The sequence below is a fragment of the Rhizobium sp. R634 genome, assembly GCF_002211305.1.
Taxonomy (GTDB): Bacteria; Pseudomonadota; Alphaproteobacteria; order Rhizobiales; family Rhizobiaceae; genus Rhizobium.
The window spans coordinates 1-17248 of record NZ_LOKW01000027.1; the positions used below are offsets into that span (position 1 = coordinate 1).

18 protein-coding genes are annotated in these 17248 nt (G+C 63.2%); 9 read left to right on the plus strand and 9 right to left on the minus strand.

All coding sequences use genetic code 11. The annotated features are described in order from the left end of the window. The 7 genes from ATY77_RS27500 to ATY77_RS27525 all read right to left on the minus strand — a co-directional run. Nucleotides 1-807: GMC family oxidoreductase N-terminal domain-containing protein (locus ATY77_RS27500; protein ID WP_141103971.1), on the minus strand; the 807-nt coding region annotated here is incomplete at its 3' end. A 131-nt stretch (nt 808-938) separates the two neighbouring features. Continuing rightward, entirely contained in the window at nt 939-1928 is a 990-nt protein-coding gene (locus ATY77_RS27505) for a branched-chain amino acid ABC transporter permease (RefSeq protein WP_088689680.1), read from the minus strand. Nucleotide 1929: 1 nt separating this feature from the next. Continuing rightward, a complete protein-coding gene (locus ATY77_RS27510; RefSeq protein ID WP_088689681.1) occupies nt 1930-2817 on the minus strand; it encodes a branched-chain amino acid ABC transporter permease in 888 nt (295 codons plus the stop codon). Then, nucleotides 2814-3041, minus strand: coding sequence for a hypothetical protein (locus tag ATY77_RS32995; protein WP_190237704.1), 228 nt, complete (start codon nt 3039-3041; stop codon nt 2814-2816). The genes ATY77_RS27510 and ATY77_RS32995 overlap by 4 nt, the downstream gene beginning before the upstream one ends. A 2-nt stretch (nt 3042-3043) precedes the next feature. After that, nucleotides 3044-3745, minus strand: coding sequence for an ABC transporter ATP-binding protein (locus ATY77_RS27515; protein WP_088689682.1), 702 nt, complete (start codon nt 3743-3745; stop codon nt 3044-3046). Beyond that, entirely contained in the window at nt 3745-4527 is a 783-nt protein-coding gene (locus ATY77_RS27520; protein WP_088689683.1) for an ABC transporter ATP-binding protein, read from the minus strand. Before ATY77_RS27520 ends, ATY77_RS27515 begins: the two co-directional genes overlap by 1 nt. Nucleotides 4528-4531: 4 nt before the next feature. After that, nucleotides 4532-5737, minus strand: a complete 1206-nt coding sequence (locus ATY77_RS27525; protein ID WP_088689684.1) for an ABC transporter substrate-binding protein — start codon at nt 5735-5737, stop codon at nt 4532-4534. A gap of 175 nt (nt 5738-5912) precedes the next feature. Between ATY77_RS27525 and ATY77_RS27530 the strand changes: the two genes are divergently transcribed. Then, a complete protein-coding gene (locus tag ATY77_RS27530; protein ID WP_088689685.1) occupies nt 5913-6869 on the plus strand; it encodes a LysR family transcriptional regulator in 957 nt (318 codons plus the stop codon). Here the strand turns inward: ATY77_RS27530 and ATY77_RS27535 are convergent. Then, a complete protein-coding gene (locus ATY77_RS27535) occupies nt 6862-7200 on the minus strand; it encodes a cupin domain-containing protein (protein ID WP_088689973.1) in 339 nt (112 codons plus the stop codon). The genes ATY77_RS27530 and ATY77_RS27535 overlap by 8 nt on opposite strands. Nucleotides 7201-7373: 173 nt before the next feature. On the opposite strand from ATY77_RS27535, the gene ATY77_RS27540 reads away from it, so the two are divergent. The 4 genes from ATY77_RS27540 to ATY77_RS27555 all read left to right on the plus strand — a co-directional run bounded on the left by ATY77_RS27540 (nt 7374) and on the right by ATY77_RS27555 (nt 11077). Further along, nucleotides 7374-8561 (plus strand): acyl-CoA dehydrogenase, encoded by a 1188-nt coding sequence (locus ATY77_RS27540; protein ID WP_088689686.1) that lies wholly within the window; start codon nt 7374-7376, stop codon nt 8559-8561. A 91-nt stretch (nt 8562-8652) separates the two neighbouring features. After that, nucleotides 8653-9114 carry a DUF4126 family protein gene (locus ATY77_RS27545; protein WP_088674644.1) on the plus strand — a complete coding sequence of 154 codons (462 nt, stop codon included), beginning with the start codon at nt 8653-8655 and terminating at the stop codon, nt 9112-9114. Continuing rightward, entirely contained in the window at nt 9111-10478 is a 1368-nt protein-coding gene (locus ATY77_RS27550) for an FAD-containing oxidoreductase (RefSeq protein WP_088689687.1), read from the plus strand. The genes ATY77_RS27545 and ATY77_RS27550 overlap by 4 nt, the downstream gene beginning before the upstream one ends. Before the next feature lie 29 nt (nt 10479-10507). Next, nucleotides 10508-11077 carry a DedA family protein gene (locus ATY77_RS27555; RefSeq protein ID WP_088689688.1) on the plus strand — a complete coding sequence of 190 codons (570 nt, stop codon included), beginning with the start codon at nt 10508-10510 and terminating at the stop codon, nt 11075-11077. Between the two features lie 12 nt (nt 11078-11089). Here ATY77_RS27555 and ATY77_RS27560 read toward each other — a convergent pair whose 3' ends face one another. After that, nucleotides 11090-12133: an NAD(P)-dependent alcohol dehydrogenase gene (locus ATY77_RS27560; protein WP_088689689.1), complete on the minus strand. Its 1044-nt coding sequence runs from the start codon at nt 12131-12133 to the stop codon at nt 11090-11092. 500 nt (nt 12134-12633) lie between these two features. Here ATY77_RS27560 and ATY77_RS27570 point away from each other — a divergent pair, with 500 nt between their 5' ends. From ATY77_RS27570 to kdpB, 4 genes are all read left to right on the plus strand, one after another. Further along, nucleotides 12634-12996: a copper resistance protein CopC gene (locus ATY77_RS27570; RefSeq protein WP_088689974.1), complete on the plus strand. Its 363-nt coding sequence runs from the start codon at nt 12634-12636 to the stop codon at nt 12994-12996. Between the two features lie 297 nt (nt 12997-13293). Next, nucleotides 13294-13383 carry a K(+)-transporting ATPase subunit F gene (locus tag ATY77_RS27580; protein WP_003547774.1) on the plus strand — a complete coding sequence of 30 codons (90 nt, stop codon included), beginning with the start codon at nt 13294-13296 and terminating at the stop codon, nt 13381-13383. Nucleotides 13384-13417: 34 nt separating this feature from the next. After that, nucleotides 13418-15121 carry a potassium-transporting ATPase subunit KdpA gene (gene kdpA, locus ATY77_RS27585; RefSeq protein WP_088689691.1) on the plus strand — a complete coding sequence of 568 codons (1704 nt, stop codon included), beginning with the start codon at nt 13418-13420 and terminating at the stop codon, nt 15119-15121. A gap of 63 nt (nt 15122-15184) precedes the next feature. Beyond that, nucleotides 15185-17245 (plus strand): potassium-transporting ATPase subunit KdpB, encoded by a 2061-nt coding sequence (gene kdpB, locus ATY77_RS27590; RefSeq protein WP_088689692.1) that lies wholly within the window; start codon nt 15185-15187, stop codon nt 17243-17245. The last annotated feature ends 3 nt before the right edge of the window (nt 17246-17248 follow it).

Sequence of the window (17248 nt, forward strand, 5' to 3'; positions counted from 1 at the left end):
GCCTTTGCCGATGCCTGAGAGCTCAAGGATGTGCGGCGAACCGATCGCACCGGCGGACAGGACGGTTTCCCGGGCAGCATAGGCGCGTTTGGCCACGCCATTATGCTGGAACTCGACGCCGGCGACGGCTCCTTCTTCCACCAGCAGCCGCCGGACCTGCGCCTTGATCAGAACCGTCAGATTGCGGCGTCTCATCGCCGGGCGCAGGAAGGCCTTGGAGGTGTTCCAGCGAATGCCCGAACGCTGGTTGACGTCGAAATAGCCGGAACCTTCGTTGCTGCCGCGGTTGAAATCCGCCGTCTCCGGAATGCCTGCTTCCTTCGCCGCCTGCTGGAAGGCGTCGAGCACGGCCCAGCGCACGCGCGCCTTCTCGATGCGCCATTCGCCGCCGGCGCCATGCATCGCGTCTTCGCCGCGATAGAAATCCTCGGACTTGCGAAAGAACGGCAGAACATCGTCCCAGCCCCAGCCGGTGCAGCCCATCTGCCGCCAGAGATCATAGTCGCGCGCCTGGCCGCGCATGTAGATCATGCCGTTGATCGACGAGCAGCCGCCGAGCACCTTGCCGCGCGGATAGCTCAGCGCCCGGCCGTTCAATCCCGCTTCCGGCGCGGTGGTGAAGCACCAGTCGGTGCGCGGATTGTTGATGCAGTAGAGATAACCGACCGGGATATGGATCCAGTGGTAATTGTCTTTGCCGCCGGCTTCGAGCAGCAGCACCCTGCTCCTGCCGTCGGCGGAAAGCCGGTTGGCAAGCACGCAGCCGGCGCTGCCTGCCCCGATGATGATGTAGTCGTAACGATCCATGTGCCCTGCACGAAGCCCCAGATGCCTCCCGCTTCCCTCTCCCCGCGGGACGGGGAGAGGGAGAGTCGCATTGCCGCCGCCAATCTCTTTGCCGGGAAGGAAATCGTCCCTGGAAAGAGAGGTCCGCCCGTTCAGCGGCGATAGACGAAGCCCAGTTTCCGCCCGAGCCGCGAAGCGTAGAATTCGCCGATGATGCCGCGGCGGAAAATCAGCACGCAGATCATGAAGACGACGCCGGTGATGATCGTCACCGGGAATTCCGACGTGGCGAGATAATTTTGCAGCGCCACGACGAGCCCCGCGCCGAAGAGCGGCCCGACCAGCGTGCCGATGCCGCCGAGCAGCGTCATCAGGATCACCTCGCCCGACATCTGCCAGGCGACGTCGGTGAGCGTCGCGAACTGGAAGACGAGCGATTTCATCGCGCCCGCCAACCCCGCAAGCGCTGCCGACATGACGAAGGCGCCGAGCTTGTAGCGCGCCACGGAGTAGCCGAGCGAGGTGGCGCGGTTCTCGTTTTCACGGATCGATTTCAGGATCATGCCGAACGGCGAATTGATGAAACGCCAGATGATTAGGATGCCGACGAGGAAGACCGCCAGCACGAAATAATACATGTTGGTCGAGTTGCTGAGGTCGATGAAGCCGAAGAGATGGCCGCGCGGCACCGACTGGATGCCGTCCTCGCCTTCGGTGAACTTCGCCTGCAGGCAGAAGAAAAAGAACATCTGCGACAAGGCCAGCGTGATCATCGCGAAATAGATGCCCTGGCGGCGGATGGCGAAGAAGCCCATGACCAGCCCGAGGAATGCCGCGCCCGCCACGCCGACCAGGATGCCGAGTTCCGGCGGCAGCCCCCATGATTTCACCGTATAGGCGGTGAAATAGGCCGCACCCCCGAAGAAGGTGGCATGGCCGAAGGAAAGCAGGCCGGTATAGCCGAGCAGCAGATTGAAGGCACAGGCAAAGAGAGCGAAGCAGAGCAGCTTCATCAGGAAGATCGGATAGAAAAAGAACGGCGCCAGCAGCAGGAACACCAGCCCCGCAAGCAGGAAGCCCGCCTGCACTGAAAAGGCGGTCCGGCTTTTTTCCGTTCGGATGGTTTCGGTGATGTCAGCCATGTCAAGCATCCCGGCCGAAGAGGCCCGCGGGCCTGATGAGAAGCACGATCGCCATGATGACGAAGATCACGGTGTTGGAGGCTTCGGGATAGAAGACCTTGGTCAGGCCCTCGGCGATGCCGAGCACATAACCGGTCACGATCGCGCCCATGATCGACCCCATGCCGCCAACCACGACCACGGCGAAGACGACGATGATCATGTTCGAGCCCATCAGCGGCGAGACCTGGTAGATCGGCGCGGCCAGCACGCCGGCAAAGGCCGCGAGGCCGGCGCCGAGCGCATAGGTGAAGGTCAGGAGCATCGGCACGTTGACGCCGAAGACCTGCACCAGCACGGCATTCTCCGTGGCGGCCCTGAGATAGGCGCCGAGCTTGGTCTTCTCGATCAGCAGCCATGTGCCGAGGCAGACGACGAGCGAGACGATGACCACCCAGCCGCGGTAGATCGGCAGGAACATGAAGCCGAGATTGGCCCCGCCGGCAAGGGCGGGCGGCGTTGCATAGGGCTGGCCGGACGAGCCGTAGAGATAGCGGAAGGTGCCTTCGACGGCGAGCGCCAGCCCGAAGGTGAAGAGCAGGCCGTAGAGCGGATCGAGATCGTAGAGCTGGCGCAGAAACAGCCGCTCGATGACCGCGCCGGCAAGACCGACGATGACGGGCGCCAGGATCAGCGACGGCCAGTAGCCGATGCCGGCATAGGTCAAGAGCAGATAGGCGGCAAAAGCGCCGAGCATATATTGTGCGCCATGGGCGAAGTTGATCACCCTGAGCAGGCCGAAAATGATGGCGAGGCCGAGGCTCAGCAGCGCATAGAAGGAGCCGTTGATCAGGCCGATCAAGAGCTGGCCGAGCAGCGCCTGCAGGGGAATGCCGAAGATCATCGTCATGGCATCCTCCTCTGGAAGAGATCGGCTCCGCCTATGGAGCCACCATTTCTACCACCCTCATTCCTGTGCTCGTCACAGGAATCCAGCCGGCCCAAGTCCTTGGGCCGGAATGACTCCTCCGCGCCGCAGACGCGGCGCTGCTGGATCCCTGTGACAAGCACAGGGATGAGGGAGGAGATGTTGAGATCCGATATCCCGGAAGCATATCTGATGGTCACAACCATACTTAAACTCCCAGAACCTTGTGCAGCGTATCCATGCGCTGCGGCAGTTCGCCGACCGGGAATTCCGACACCATCTGCCCATGATCCATCAGATAGAAGCGATCGGCAATACGGCTGGCGAAACGGAAGTTCTGCTCGACGAGCAGGATCGTCATGCCGCGCTCCTTGAGTTTCTTCAGCACATCGCCTATCCGCTGGACGATAACGGGGGCAAGCCCTTCCGTCGGTTCGTCGAGAATGAGCAGCCTGACGCCGGTGCGCAGGATGCGGGCGATCGCTAGCATCTGCTGCTCGCCGCCGGAAAGCTTGGTGCCGGGGCTGCCGCGGCGTTCGTAGAGATTGGGAAAAAGCTCGTAGATCTCATCGAGCGTCATGCCGCCATCCGCCACCACGGGCGGCAGCAGCAGGTTTTCCGACACGGTGAGCGTCGAAAAGATGCCGCGCTCCTCCGGCACGAAGCCGATGCCGCGATGCGCCGTCTTGTGCAGCGGCACCTGGAGCATGTCGCTGCCGGCGAAGCTGATCCTGCCCTTGCGAGCGCGCACGATGCCGGTGATGGTGCGAAGCGTCGTCGTCTTGCCGACGCCGTTGCGGCCGAGAATGGTGATCGTCTCACCTTCGCCGACATGCATGTCGACTCCATGCAATATGTGGCTTTCGCCATACCAGGCGTTGAGGCCCTGAACTTCGAGGAGGGCGGCCATCAATGCTCCTCCGTGCCCATATAGGCCTCGCGCACGCGCTCGTCCTGGCTGACGGTGGCATAATCGCCCTCGGCGAGGATCTCGCCGCGCTGCAGGACGGTGACATGCTGGCAGATATTGGCGACGACGGAGAGATTGTGCTCGACCATCAGAACTGCCCGGTCGCGGGCGACGTCGCGGATGATCGACGAGACGACGCCGACATCCTCATGGCCCATGCCGGCCATCGGTTCGTCGAGAAGCAGCACCTTCGGGTCCAGCGCCAGCGTCGTGGCGATCTCCAGCACGCGCTTGCGGCCGTAGGAAAGGTCGGCGGCGATATGATCGCGCTCCTTGGACAGCCCGACGCTGGCAAGCAGCTGCTCGGCGCGTTCGTTCAGCCGGTCGAGCGCCGACAGCGGCCGCCAGAATTGGGTGGAGAGATTGTTCGGGCGCTGCAGCGCCACGCGCACATTGTCGAGAACGGAGAGGTGCGGGAAGACCGCCGAGATCTGGAACGAGCGCACCAGCCCCATGCGCGCCACCCGGTCGGGTGCGGTTCCGGTGATGTCGGTTCCCATCAGGGTGATCGTGCCCGCCGTCGGCTGCAGGAACTTCGTCAGCAGGTTGAAGACCGTCGTCTTGCCGGCGCCGTTCGGGCCGATCAGCGCATGGACGCTCGCATCATGCACGTCGAGATCGACGTTCTTGACGGCCGTGAAGCCGCCGAAATCGCGGCGCAGGCCGCGGGCGGACAGGACCACCCGCGGCTTTACCTGAGGTTTAATCGCGGAAACCGCCATTTGCTTACTTCACCAGATCGCAGCCGCTCTTGGCGGGATCGATATAGGCTTCTTTGCCGGGAATGGTGGCGAGCACATTGAAGTAATCCCACGGCTCCTTGCTGTCGGAAGGTTTTTTGACCTGCAGCAGATACATGTCGTGGATCATCCGGCCATTGGCGCCAACCGTGCCGCCGCGGCCGAAGACGTCGTCGACCGGCATTTCATGCAGCTGCTTGGCGACCGCCTCCGTTTCGTCCGTGCCGGCCTTCTGCACCGCCTTCAGATATTGCAGCACGGCCGAATAGGTGCCGGCGTGGATCATGTTCGGCATCTTGCCAGTGCGGTCGAAGAATTTCTTGGCGAAAGCGCGGCTCTCGTCGTCGCGGTTCCAGTAATAGCCTTCCGTCAGCGTCAGCCCTTGAGCCGCTTCGAGGCCGAGTCCATGGACTTCGGCCAGCGTGAAGAGCAGCGCTGCCAGATGCTGGCCGCCCTGGGTGATGCCGAATTCGGCCGCCTGCTTGATGGCGTTCGAGGTGTCGAGACCGGCATTGGCAAGGCCGATCACCTTGGCGCCCGAGGATTGCGCCTGCAGCAGGAAGGACGAGAAATCCTGCGTCGACAGCGGATGGCGAACCGAGCCGACGACCGTGCCGCCGCTCGACTTGACGTAATCGCTGGTCTGCTGTTCCAGGGAGTAGCCGAATGCATAGTCGGCGGTCAGGAAGAACCAGCTGTCGCCGCCCTGCTTGACGAGCGCCCCGCCGGTGCCGACGGCCAGAGCATGTGTGTCGTAAGCCCAATGGAAGCCGTAGGGCGAGCAGGCCTTGCCGGTCAGATCGGTCGTCGCGGCACCGGTGACGATGTCGATCTTCTTCTTTTCCTTGCCGATCGCCTGCACGGCGAGGGCCACCGACGAGGTCGTCAGTTCCATGATCGCATCGACCTGCTCGGTGTCATACCACTGGCGGGCGATGTTGGAGGCGATATCCGGCTTGTTCTGGTGGTCGGCATCGACGATCTCGACCGGAACGTCGAGCACCTTGCCGCCGAAATCCTCGACCGCCATCTTGGCGGCTTCGACGGAGGACTTGCCGCCGAAGTCGGCATAGACACCCGACTGATCGTTGAGAATGCCGATCTTGACCTTGCCGTCGGTCGCGCTCTGCGCAAACACCGCCGTGCTGCTTGCAAGCAGAAATGCAACCGATGCAATGAGATTCTTTCGCATATTCTCTCCTCCCAGAGATGAGCCAGCTTACGGATCTGTTCAGATTTGGCCAGCCGCACTCCTCAGAGCGGCCAACCCTCAGCTTACGATCAAGGAAATTCCGCCTTGAAGCAACGGGTGGTTTACAACTAATTCCAAACAGTATCTGTTCGTTTTTGAACAGACAGGGATCGCGATGAACAATCCACCGCAGTTTACTTGGGACGATCTTCAGTTTTTTCTAGCCGTCGCCCGCACCGGACAGCTTTCGACGGCCGCCCGCCAGCTGCGCTCCAGCCACGCCACCGTTTCGCGCCGCATCGACCGGCTGGAATTTGCCCTCAAGGTCAAGCTCTTCGAGCGCAATCCGCGCGGCTACGTGCTGACCGCCATGGGTACGCGTTTCATCGAGACGGCCGAGCGGATGGAGCAGGAGACCGAGCGGCTGCGCGCCGATCTTGCCGACGGCTCGATGGCGCAGCGCGGGCTCGTGCGGCTCAGCGCGCCGGAGGGTTTTGCCAACTTCTTCTTTGCGAGCGTGCTGCCGCGCTTTGCTGCCCAGCATCCGCATCTGTCGCTGGAGCTGGTGACGATCCAGCAGATCATGTCGCTATCGCGCAAGGAGGCCGATCTTTCCGTCGTGCTCGACGAACCGAAGGGCGGACCCTATTTCGCCGAGAAGCTGACCGACTACCACCTGCAGATCTACGGTTCGCGCGACTATCTCGCAAAAGCGCCTGAGATCACCTGCCGCGAGGACCTGCTCGGCCATCCCTTCGTCAGCTATATCGAGGAGATGATCTTCGCGCCGGGTCTGGATTACTTGAGCGATGTGCATCCGCGTATCAAGCCGCAGTTCCAGAGTTCCAGCATCTTCGCGCAGCTCACCGCCACCCGGAACGGTCTCGGCCTCTGCATCCTGCCCTATTTCTTCGCCAGCCGTTATCCCGAGTTGGTGCGCGTGCTGCCCGATGAGATCGACCTCAAGCGGCATTACTGGATCACCTGCCACCGAGACCTGAAACAAGCGCCGCGCGTGCGCGCCGTCATCGACTTCCTGCGCGAGGCGGTCCGCGGCGAGGATGCCCGTTTCATGCCGCCCTATGTCACGGCCGCCGGCCCAGCGGCCGGAGGCCGAAATCCGGCTATTTGAGGAACTCGGCCCGGTGCGGCGTGAACGTATCGATCAGCCGGCCCTTTTCCAGCGCCTTGACGCCGTGGATGAGATTGGGGGGCACGATGAAGCTGCCGCCCTGGCGGAGCACCTCGGTCCGGCCGTCGATCGTCACTTCAAAGCTGCCTTCCGCCACATAACTTGCCTGGATGTGCGGATGCGAATGGGCAGCACCGACGGCGCCGCTTTCGAAAGCCACTTCCACCATCATCATCTCGGGCAGATAGGTCATGATGCGCCTGGTGACGCCGGGCTCGGGATTGACCCACTCGGCGCCTTCGGCCGATACGAACAGATCGCTTGACGACATTTCCGCCTCCTCTTTGCAGAATCGAACGGGCGCAAAGTGGATCATGCCGCCGCGTTTGAAAAGATGAAGCGGCCGTCTTTTCGCCGGATCGCCCTCGGTTGACGCGATCGGCTGTCAGGTCTATCCCGAACCTGACGAGGCAAGCCTGAATGCAAGGGTGAGGAGACGCCGCCATGCAGCATACGCGCGAGGTTTTCGACTGGACCGACCCCTTCCGGCTGGCGGAGCAGCTGACCGACGAAGAGCGTATGGTGCAGGCGACCGCCCATTCCTACGCGCAGGAGAAGCTCGCGCCCCGGGTTCTCGACGCCTTCCGCAATGAAAAGACCGATCCTGAAATCTTCCGCGAAATGGGCGCACTCGGCCTGCTCGGCCCGACGATCTCGCCCGATTACGGCGGCGCCGGCCTCGGCTATGTCGCCTATGGCCTGATCGCCCGCGAAGTCGAACGGATCGACAGCGGCTACCGCTCGATGATGAGCGTGCAGTCCTCGCTCGTCATGCTGCCGATCGACGCTTTCGGGTCCGAGGCGCAGAAGCTGAAATATCTGCCGAAGCTTGCGAGCGGCGAATGGATCGGCTGCTTCGGCCTGACCGAGCCCGACCACGGCTCCGACCCCGGCTCGATGGCGACGCGCGCCAAGAAGGTCGATGGCGGCTACAGCCTCACCGGTTCGAAGACCTGGATATCGAACGCGCCGATCGCCGATGTCTTCGTCGTCTGGGCAAAGACCGAGGACGGCGTCATCCGCGGCTTCATTCTCGAAAAGGGCTGGAAGGGCCTTTCGGCTCCCGCCATCCACGGCAAGGTGGGCTTGCGCGCCTCGATCACAGGCGAAGTGGTGATGGACGGGGTATTCGTGCCCGAGGAAAACCTGCTGCCCGGCGTCACCGGCCTCAAGGGGCCTTTCACCTGCCTCAACTCGGCCCGCTTCGGCATTGGCTGGGGCGCGCTCGGCGCTGCCGAGGATTGCTATGCCAGGGCGCGGCAATATACGCTCGAGCGCAAGCAGTTCGGCCGGCCGCTCGCCGCCAATCAGCTGATCCAGAAGAAGCTCGCCGACATGGCGGCGGAAATCTCGCTCGGCCTGCAGGGCTGCCTGCGGCTCGGCCGCATGAAGGAGGAAGGCCATCCGCCGGTGGAGCTGACCTCTATTCTAAAACGCAACAGCTGTGGCAAGGCGCTGGAGATCGCGCGTGCGGCCCGCGACATGCTCGGCGGCAACGGCATCTCCGACGAATTCGGCATCGCCCGCCATCTCGTCAACCTCGAAGTGGTCAACACCTATGAGGGTACGCACGACATCCACGCGCTGATCATCGGCCGCGCCATCACCGGCATCGCCGCCTTTGCCAACTAACCGGCCCGCCGGGCAAGGCGAATTGCCACGTGCCTGACAATGTGCAACCTTCCCTCTCGCGGCACAAAGCCGGCAAAGAGAGGGATCATGCATGTTTCTGCTTCTTGCATTGCTGATCGGTGTCATCGCAGGCCTTCGCGCCATGACGGCGCCGGCCGCCGTCGCCTGGGGTGCGGCGCTCGGCTGGTTCGATGTCTCGCAAACGCCGCTTGCCTTCATGGGTTATCAGTGGACGCCGTGGGTCTTCACTATCCTCGCCGTCGTCGAATTCATCACCGACCAGCTGCCGTCCACGCCGTCGCGCAAGGTGCCGGTGCAGTTCGGCGCCCGCATCATCATGGGCGCGCTTTCCGGGGCGACGATCGGCGCGGCCAGCAGCCTGCTCTCGGGCGGGCTGATTGCCGGCGTGATCGGCGCCGTCATCGGCACCTATGGCGGGGCCGCCGTGCGCGGCAGACTTGCCGCCTCCTTCGGCAAGGATCTGCCGGCCGCTCTCATCGAGGATGCCGTCGCCGTCATCGGCGCGGTGCTGATCGTGGGGGCCGTCGCATGAAAAGCTTCGACGCCATTGTCATCGGCGCCGGCCAGGCCGGCCCGTCGCTTGCCGCCCGCATGGTCGAGAAAGGCATGAAGGTGGCGCTCATCGAGCGCAAGTACATCGGCGGCACCTGCGTCAATGCCGGCTGCATGCCGACAAAAACGCTGGTCGCCAGCGCCCGGGCAGCCCATGTCGCCCGGACCGGCGCCGCCTACGGCGTGAAGATCCCGGGCGAGGTCGCCATCGACATGAAGGTGGTCAGGGCCCGCGCCGAGACCGTGACCATGAACGCCCGCAACGGTCTGATCGGCTGGCTGGGCGGCATGGACGGCATGTCCGTGATCTCAGGCCATGCCCGTTTCGAAGGCGCGAAGACCGTCAGCGTCAATGGCGAGACGCTGACTGCGCCGCGCATCTTCCTCAATGTCGGCGCCCGGCCTGTCATCCCCGCTCTGCCTGGTATCGACGATATCGATTACCTCACCAGCACCTCGATCATAGGGCTCGACACGCTGCCGAGGCATCTCGTCGTGATCGGCGGCAGCTATATCGGGCTGGAATTCGCGCAGATGTATCGCCGCTTCGGCGCCGAGGTCAGCGTCGTCGAGCACGGGCCGAAGTTGGCATCGCGCGAGGACGAGGATGTATCGGATGCGATCGCCGATATTCTGCAGGCCGAGGGCATTGCCGTCCACACCAATGCCGGCAACATCGCCTTCGCCAGAAACGGCAGCGGCGTCAGTGTCACCGCCGGCGCTGCAAAGATCGATGCGAGCCATGTGCTGATCGCCACCGGCAGGAAACCGAACACCGATGATCTCGGCCTCGATGCCGCCGGCGTCGCCACCGATGAACGCGGCTATATCAAGGTCGACGACCGGCTCGCCACCAATGTCGATGGCATCTGGGCGCTGGGCGACTGCAACGGCCACGGCGCCTTCACCCATACCTCCTACAATGATTACGAGATCGCCGCCGCCAACCTCATCGACGGCGAGGACCGCAGGGTCTCGAGCCGCATCCCGGCCTATGCGCTCTATATCGATCCGCCGCTCGGCCGCGTCGGCATGACGGAGAAGCAGGCGCGCGCCTCGGGGCGAAGGATCATGGTCTCGACCCGGCCGATGAGCCGCGTCGGCCGCGCCAACGAACGCGGCGAGACCAAGGGCTTCATGAAGGTGGTCGCCGACGCCGAGACCAAGGAAATCCTCGGCGCGGCAATCCTGGGCATCGAGGGCGACGAGGCGATCCACGGCTTCATTGATGCGATGAATGCGGGAACGACCTATCCGACGCTGCAATGGTCGGTGCCGATCCATCCGACGGTGTCGGAACTGATCCCGACGCTGCTTGGGGATTTGAAGCCGGTTCAGCCGTGACCTGATCTCGGGAACGACTGGAGGCGGGCATGTCTATCGAAGCGCTGATCGAGAATTACGGCCTGCTGGCAATCTTCCTGGGCGCAGCCTTCGAAGGCGAAACGGCCGCCTTTCTCGGCGGCGTGGTCGCTCACCGCGACCTGCTGACCTATTGGTCGGCGTCGCTTGCGGCCACCGCAGGCTCCTTCGCCGGCGATCAGTTCTGGTTCTTCGCCGGCCGCTACGCCGCGCGATGGCCCCTCGTCCGCCGGCTGATGGAAAAGCCGGCGCTCGCCCGCGCAACCAGGCTTCTGGAAAAATACCCGACCGGCTTCATCCTGGCCTTTCGTTTTTTGGTGGGCTTGCGGACCATCAGCCCTGTCGTCATCGGCACCACGCGGATATCGACCGGAAAATTCGTCGTTCTGAATGCCCTGGCCGCGCTGGTGTGGGGACAGCTTTTCACCGCGCTCGGCTATTTGTTCGGGCACGGCATCCAGCAGACATTGGGCCACCTTCCGCTTCACCGCCATCTGCTGATCGCGGTCGCGGCCGCGGCTTTCGTCGCGGCTGCGGTCCTTGTCTTCCGCAAGATGAAACCGAGCGCCGGCCACTTATAAAGACTGGGCGCCCTACTCCATCACGATCTGCAGCTTCACGTCGCTCGGCCGCGCCTCGACGGCGCGATCGAAAGCCTTGATCGAATCTTCGAATTTGAAGGTCTCCGATATCAGCGGCTTCAGATCGACGCGGCCCGACGCCAGGAGAGCGATCGAGCGCTCATACTGGTGGGCATAACGGAACACGGTTTCGATGCGGATCTCCTTGGTGGTCGCGGTCGAGACGTCGAAACCAACAGGGTTGACCGGCAGGCCGACGGCAACGATGACGCCGCCCGGGCGCGGCAGCGCCATGATTGTCTCCCATGCCTTCGGCGAGCCGGAGCATTCGAAAACCACGTCGGCGCCCCAGCCGTCGGTCAGCCGGCCGACTTCCTCGATCAGGTTCTTCTCGCGGATGTTGACGGGGATGACACCCTGATATTGCGCTGATATATCGAGCTTCGGCTGGGCGAGATCGGCAACGATCGCGCGGGCGCAGCCGCCGGCGAGCGCAGCGATCGCCACCATCGTACCGATCGGCCCGGCGCCGAGAACGATGGCAGTGTCGCCGGGCGAGATCTTCGCCTTGGCCGCCGCCTGCATGCCGACCGCGAAGGGCTCGACCATCGCGCCTTCGGCAAAGCTGACATTGTCCGGCAGCTTGAAGGTATAATTGGCGGGATGCACGACCTCCGACGTCAGCACGCCATGGATCGGCGGCGTCGCCCAGAAGGTGACGGCGGGATCGATATTATACATGCCGAGCCGGCTTGCCTTGGAGTTCGGATCGGGAATGCCGGGCTCCATGCAGACTCGGTCGCCGACCTTCAGATGTGTCACGCCAGCCCCGACCTCGACCACTGTGCCGGCCGCTTCGTGGCCGAGGACCATCGGCGCGTTGACGATAAAGGGGCCGATCTTGCCGTGGGTGTAGTAGTGCACATCCGAGCCGCAGACGCCGACGGTGTGAATCCTGATCTTCACCTGCCCCGGTCCCGTTTCCAGAGGCAGATCGATATCGCGAAGCGCAAGCTCATGCTGGCGCTCCAGTACCAGCGCACGGACTTTGGTCATGATCGGTTTCCTTCCCTGTGGCGCCCACGATTCATCGAGCGCCGCTGGCCTGACTATAAGACCGGAAGGGGCGGCAATTCAATCGCGCCAATCAAGCTTTTGCTCAATGATTGATGAAATGCCCATTTTCCATAATCCGAAAGATTCACCGTCCAAGACCTCCGTATGATTTCACCCGGGGCCGCCGGAGAGTACATTATCAAATCGAGATATGCGGCAACGAGGACAGCCAGAGAAATGAAGCACGAGCGCAAGAATTCCGGCAGAAATCATCCTCACGGCTCGGCGATATCAAGGCCGTTCCGTGCCCTCTGGCATCGGCTCATGGAGCCGATCGCCGCGCTCTGGCAAAGCCGCCAGCCGCAGCCGATGCGCGTTGTCGCAGAGGCGAGGGATCGAAATCGTGCCCGACAGCGTTATTAGCCATGCGCCGGCATGGCGCTAAGGAAGCATGAAGGCTCCGGGGCACCATGCAGATCGGCAAGATAAGGAAGACCATCATGAAGTCGATCGTGTCATTCTGCCTGTTCGCATCCCTTCTCTTCGCGGCAAGTGAAGCGTCTGCGGCGCTGGAACAAGCATCGCTGCCGCCACAGGAGCAGGAAGAAAAGCTGGTGCCGGCCAATCTCGAGCTTAGCTTCACCGGCCCGGTCGATCTTGCCCGCTCGACGGCCGTCCTCATGGATGCCCAGGGCATGGTCCTTCCCACCGGCAAGCCGTTTCTCTCCGGCCCTGAGGGATCCATTTTCAAGGTCCCGCTCGATCCCTCCATGGCGCCCGGCCTCTATACCCTCGATTGGCGCGTACTCTCGATGGACGGCCACAGCGCCGAGGGCCAGTATCAGTTCCGGGTCGATCCTTAATTCGTTCCTGAAAGCATTTATAAGATTTTTATATTGACGGCCGCTCGCCCGTCTCGAACCTTTATGCCTTCCGGCTCCATATTGATGTCCGAGAGATCGAAAGATCATCTCCGCGCCAGAAAGTATGAAAGGCGGCCTTCCAAGGGAATGACGCCCTTTGTCTTGTCTGACTCCCAGAAGAACAACAGGAGTCACGATCATGATGGATATCATTCTGCTGGGCACCGCGATCATATTCTTCGCGCTGTGCTTTGCCTATACCAGAGCCTGCGACAGGCTCTAGCCGGAGAAACGACGATGACCCTCGATTATGTCTTGAGCGGTGCCGTGACCGTGTTTCTCACCGTTTACCTGACCTATGCTCTCCTTCGCCCAGAACGCTTCTGACTACCAAGCGGCCGGGTATTGAAAGTTTAACTCCATGACCCTCAACGGATGGCTTCAGATCCTGCTTTTCTGCGGGATCGTCCTCGTGCTCGTCAAACCGCTTGGCGCCTATATGACGCGCGTCTTCGGCGGCGAGCGCACTTTCCTGTCACCGGTCCTCGTTCCGATCGAACGAGGGCTCTATCGCATCGCCGGCACCAGCGAGCGCGAGGAACAGCATTGGACCTCCCATGCCTTCGCCATGCTGCTCTTCAACCTCATCGGCGTCGTCGCGCTTTACGCGCTGCAGCGCCTGCAGGCCGGTCTTCCCTACAATTCGGCCGGCATGGCTGCGGTCCCGCCTGAGCTAGCCTTCAACACCGCCGTCAGCTTCGTCAGCAACACCAACTGGCAGAACTACGGCGGCGAAAGCACCATGTCGTACCTGACCCAGATGGCCGGCCTCACCGTCCAGAACTTCGTTTCAGCGGCAACGGGCATTGCCATCGCGCTCGCCTTCATCCGCGCCTTCTCGCGCGCTTCGGGCAAGGCCGTCGGCAATTTCTGGGTCGATATGACGAGGGCGACTCTCTACGTGCTGCTGCCGATCTCGATCATGCTGACGCTCGTCTATGTCTATCTCGGCGTGCCGCAGACGCTCGGCCCCTATGTCAATGCGACGACGCTCGAAGGCGCGCAGCAGACGATTGCCGTCGGACCCGTCGCCTCGCAGCTGGCGATCAAGATGCTCGGCACCAATGGCGGCGGCTTCTTCAACGCCAATTCCGCCCATCCGTTCGAAAACCCCGATGCGATCTCCAACCTCATCCAGATGGTTTCGATCTTCGCGATCGGCGCCGCCCTGACCAACGTCTTCGGCCGCGTGGTCGGCAACCAGCGCCAGGGCTGGGCGATCCTCGCCACGATGGGCATTCTATTCGTCGCCGGCGTCGCCATCACCTATTGGGCGGAAGCCGCCGGCAATCCGCTGATGCATGCCTTAGGTCTTGAGGGCGGCAACATGGAAGGCAAGGAGGTCCGCTTCGGCGTCGCCCTGTCCTCGCTGTTTGCGGTCATCACCACGGCCGCCTCCTGCGGCGCGGTCAATGCGATGCACGGCTCGTTCACCGCGCTCGGCGGTCTCGTCCCGCTCATCAACATGCAGCTCGGCGAAGTCATCGTCGGCGGTGTCGGCGCAGGCTTTTACGGCATCCTGCTCTTCATCATCGTCGCCGTCTTCGTGGCCGGCCTGATGGTCGGCCGCACACCGGAATATCTCGGCAAGAAGATCGAGGCGAAGGAAATGAAGATGGCCGTTCTCGCCATCCTCTGCCTGCCACTCGCCATGCTCGTCTTCACCGCGATCGCCACGGTGCTGCCTTCTGCCGTCGCCTCGATCGGCACCGCCGGCCCGCACGGTTTCTCCGAAATCCTCTATGCCTATACCTCGGCAGCGGCCAATAACGGCTCGGCTTTCGGCGGCCTGACCGGCAATACGCCCTGGTACAATGTAACGCTCGGCATCGGCATGCTCGCCGGCCGCTTCCTAGTCATCATCCCCGCGCTCGCCATCGCCGGCTCGCTGATCGCCAAGAAGACGGTTCCGGCCTCGGCAGGCACCTTCCCGACCGACGGCCCGCTTTTCGTCGGCCTGCTCGTCGGCACCATCCTGATCGTCGGCGGCCTCACCTTCTTCCCGGCTCTGGCGCTCGGCCCCGTCGTCGAGCACCTGGTCGCGGTCGCCGGGCAAACCTTCTGAGGCGATGCCCGACCCTGCATCGCCGGGGTCCTTCGCCATCCTTGTTTCAAGCTGGAGTCTCTTATGAGCCAGGCAAAATCCGCGAGCATCATCGATTCTCGCATCCTCATTCCGGCCGTGGGCGCCGCCTTCAAAAAGCTCGACCCGCGCGCCCTTGCCAGAAATCCGGTCATGTTTGTCGTGGCCACGGTTTCCGTGCTGACCACCGTGCTATTCCTGCGCGACCTCATCGCCGGCAACGGCAATCTCGGCTTTTCCTTCCAGATCAATCTCTGGCTCTGGTTCACGGTGCTCTTCGCCAATTTCGCCGAGGCCGTCGCCGAAGGCCGCGGCAAGGCGCAGGCGGATTCATTGCGCAAGGCGCGCACCGAAACCCAGGCCAAGCTGCTGACCGGCAATAACGGCACGGACTATCGCATGGTGCCGGGCACCAGCCTCAAGGTCGGCGACATCGTTCTCGTCGAAGCCGGCGACATCATCCCGTCGGACGGCGAGGTCATCGAAGGTGTCGCCTCCGTCAACGAAGCGGCAATCACCGGCGAATCCGCCCCCGTGATCCGCGAATCCGGCGGCGACCGCTCCGCGGTCACAGGCGGCACGCAGGTGCTGTCCGACTGGATCCGCGTGCGCATCACCGCGGCCGCCGGCTCGACCTTCCTCGACCGGATGATCTCGCTGGTCGAGGGGGCGCAGCGCCAGAAGACCCCGAACGAGATCGCGCTCAACATCCTGCTCGCCGGCATGACACTGATCTTCGTGCTCGCCACCGCGACGATCCCGAGCTTTGCCATCTATGCCGGCGGCTCGATCCCGATCATCATTCTGGTCGCCCTCTTCGTCACGCTCATTCCGACGACGATCGGCGCGCTGCTGTCGGCGATCGGCATTGCCGGCATGGACCGCCTCGTCCGCTTCAACGTGCTCGCCATGTCGGGCCGTGCGGTCGAAGCCGCCGGCGACGTCGATACGCTGCTGCTCGATAAGACGGGCACGATCACGCTCGGCAACCGCCAGGCGACCAGCTTCCGGCCGGTGCGCGGCGTTTCCGAACAGGATCTCGCCGACGCCGCCCAGCTTGCCTCGCTCGCCGACGAAACGCCGGAGGGCCGCTCGATCGTCGTGCTCGCCAAGGAGAAATATGCGATCCGCGGCCGCGACATGGCGAGCCTCAAGGCGACCTTCGTGCCATTCACCGCCCAGACCCGCATGAGCGGCGTCGATCTCGAAGGCGCCTCGATCCGTAAGGGCGCGGTCGATACCGTGCTCGCCTATGTCGCCGGCGACGCGCCCTCGAAGAATGGCGGCGAGGTCGTGCGCGAACTGCAGTCGATCGCCGACGACGTCGCCAAATCGGGCGGCACGCCGCTCGCCGTCGCCCGCGACGGCCGGCTGCTCGGCATCGTCCAGCTGAAGGACATCGTCAAGGGCGGCATCCGCGAGCGCTTCACGGAGCTGCGCCGCATGGGCATCCGCACCGTGATGATCACGGGCGACAACCCGCTGACAGCAGCGGCCATCGCCGCCGAGGCCGGGGTCGACGATTTCCTCGCTCAGGCGACACCGGAGATGAAGCTGGCGCTGATGCGCGAGGAACAGGCCAAGGGCAAGCTGGTCGCCATGTGCGGCGACGGCACCAACGATGCGCCGGCTCTCGCCCAGGCCGATGTCGGCGTCGCCATGAACACCGGCACGGTCGCCGCCCGCGAGGCTGGCAACATGGTCGACCTCGACTCGGATCCGACGAAGCTCATCGAGATCGTCGAAATCGGCAAGCAGCTGCTGATGACGCGCGGCGCGCTGACGACCTTTTCGATCGCCAACGACATCGCCAAGTATTTCGCGATCATCCCGGCGATGTTCCTGACCTTCTATCCGCAGCTCGGCGTGCTCAACATCATGGGGCTTTCGACCCCGCAGAGCGCCATCCTCTCTGCGATCATCTTCAACGCGCTCATCATCATCGCGCTGATCCCGTTGTCCCTAAAGGGCGTGCGCTACCGCCCGATCGGCGCCGGCGCGCTCTTGTCGCGCAACCTGCTGATCTACGGCCTCGGCGGCATCATCGTGCCTTTCATTGGCATCAAGGCGATCGACATGGCCGTCGCGGCCCTCGGCCTCGCTTAAAGG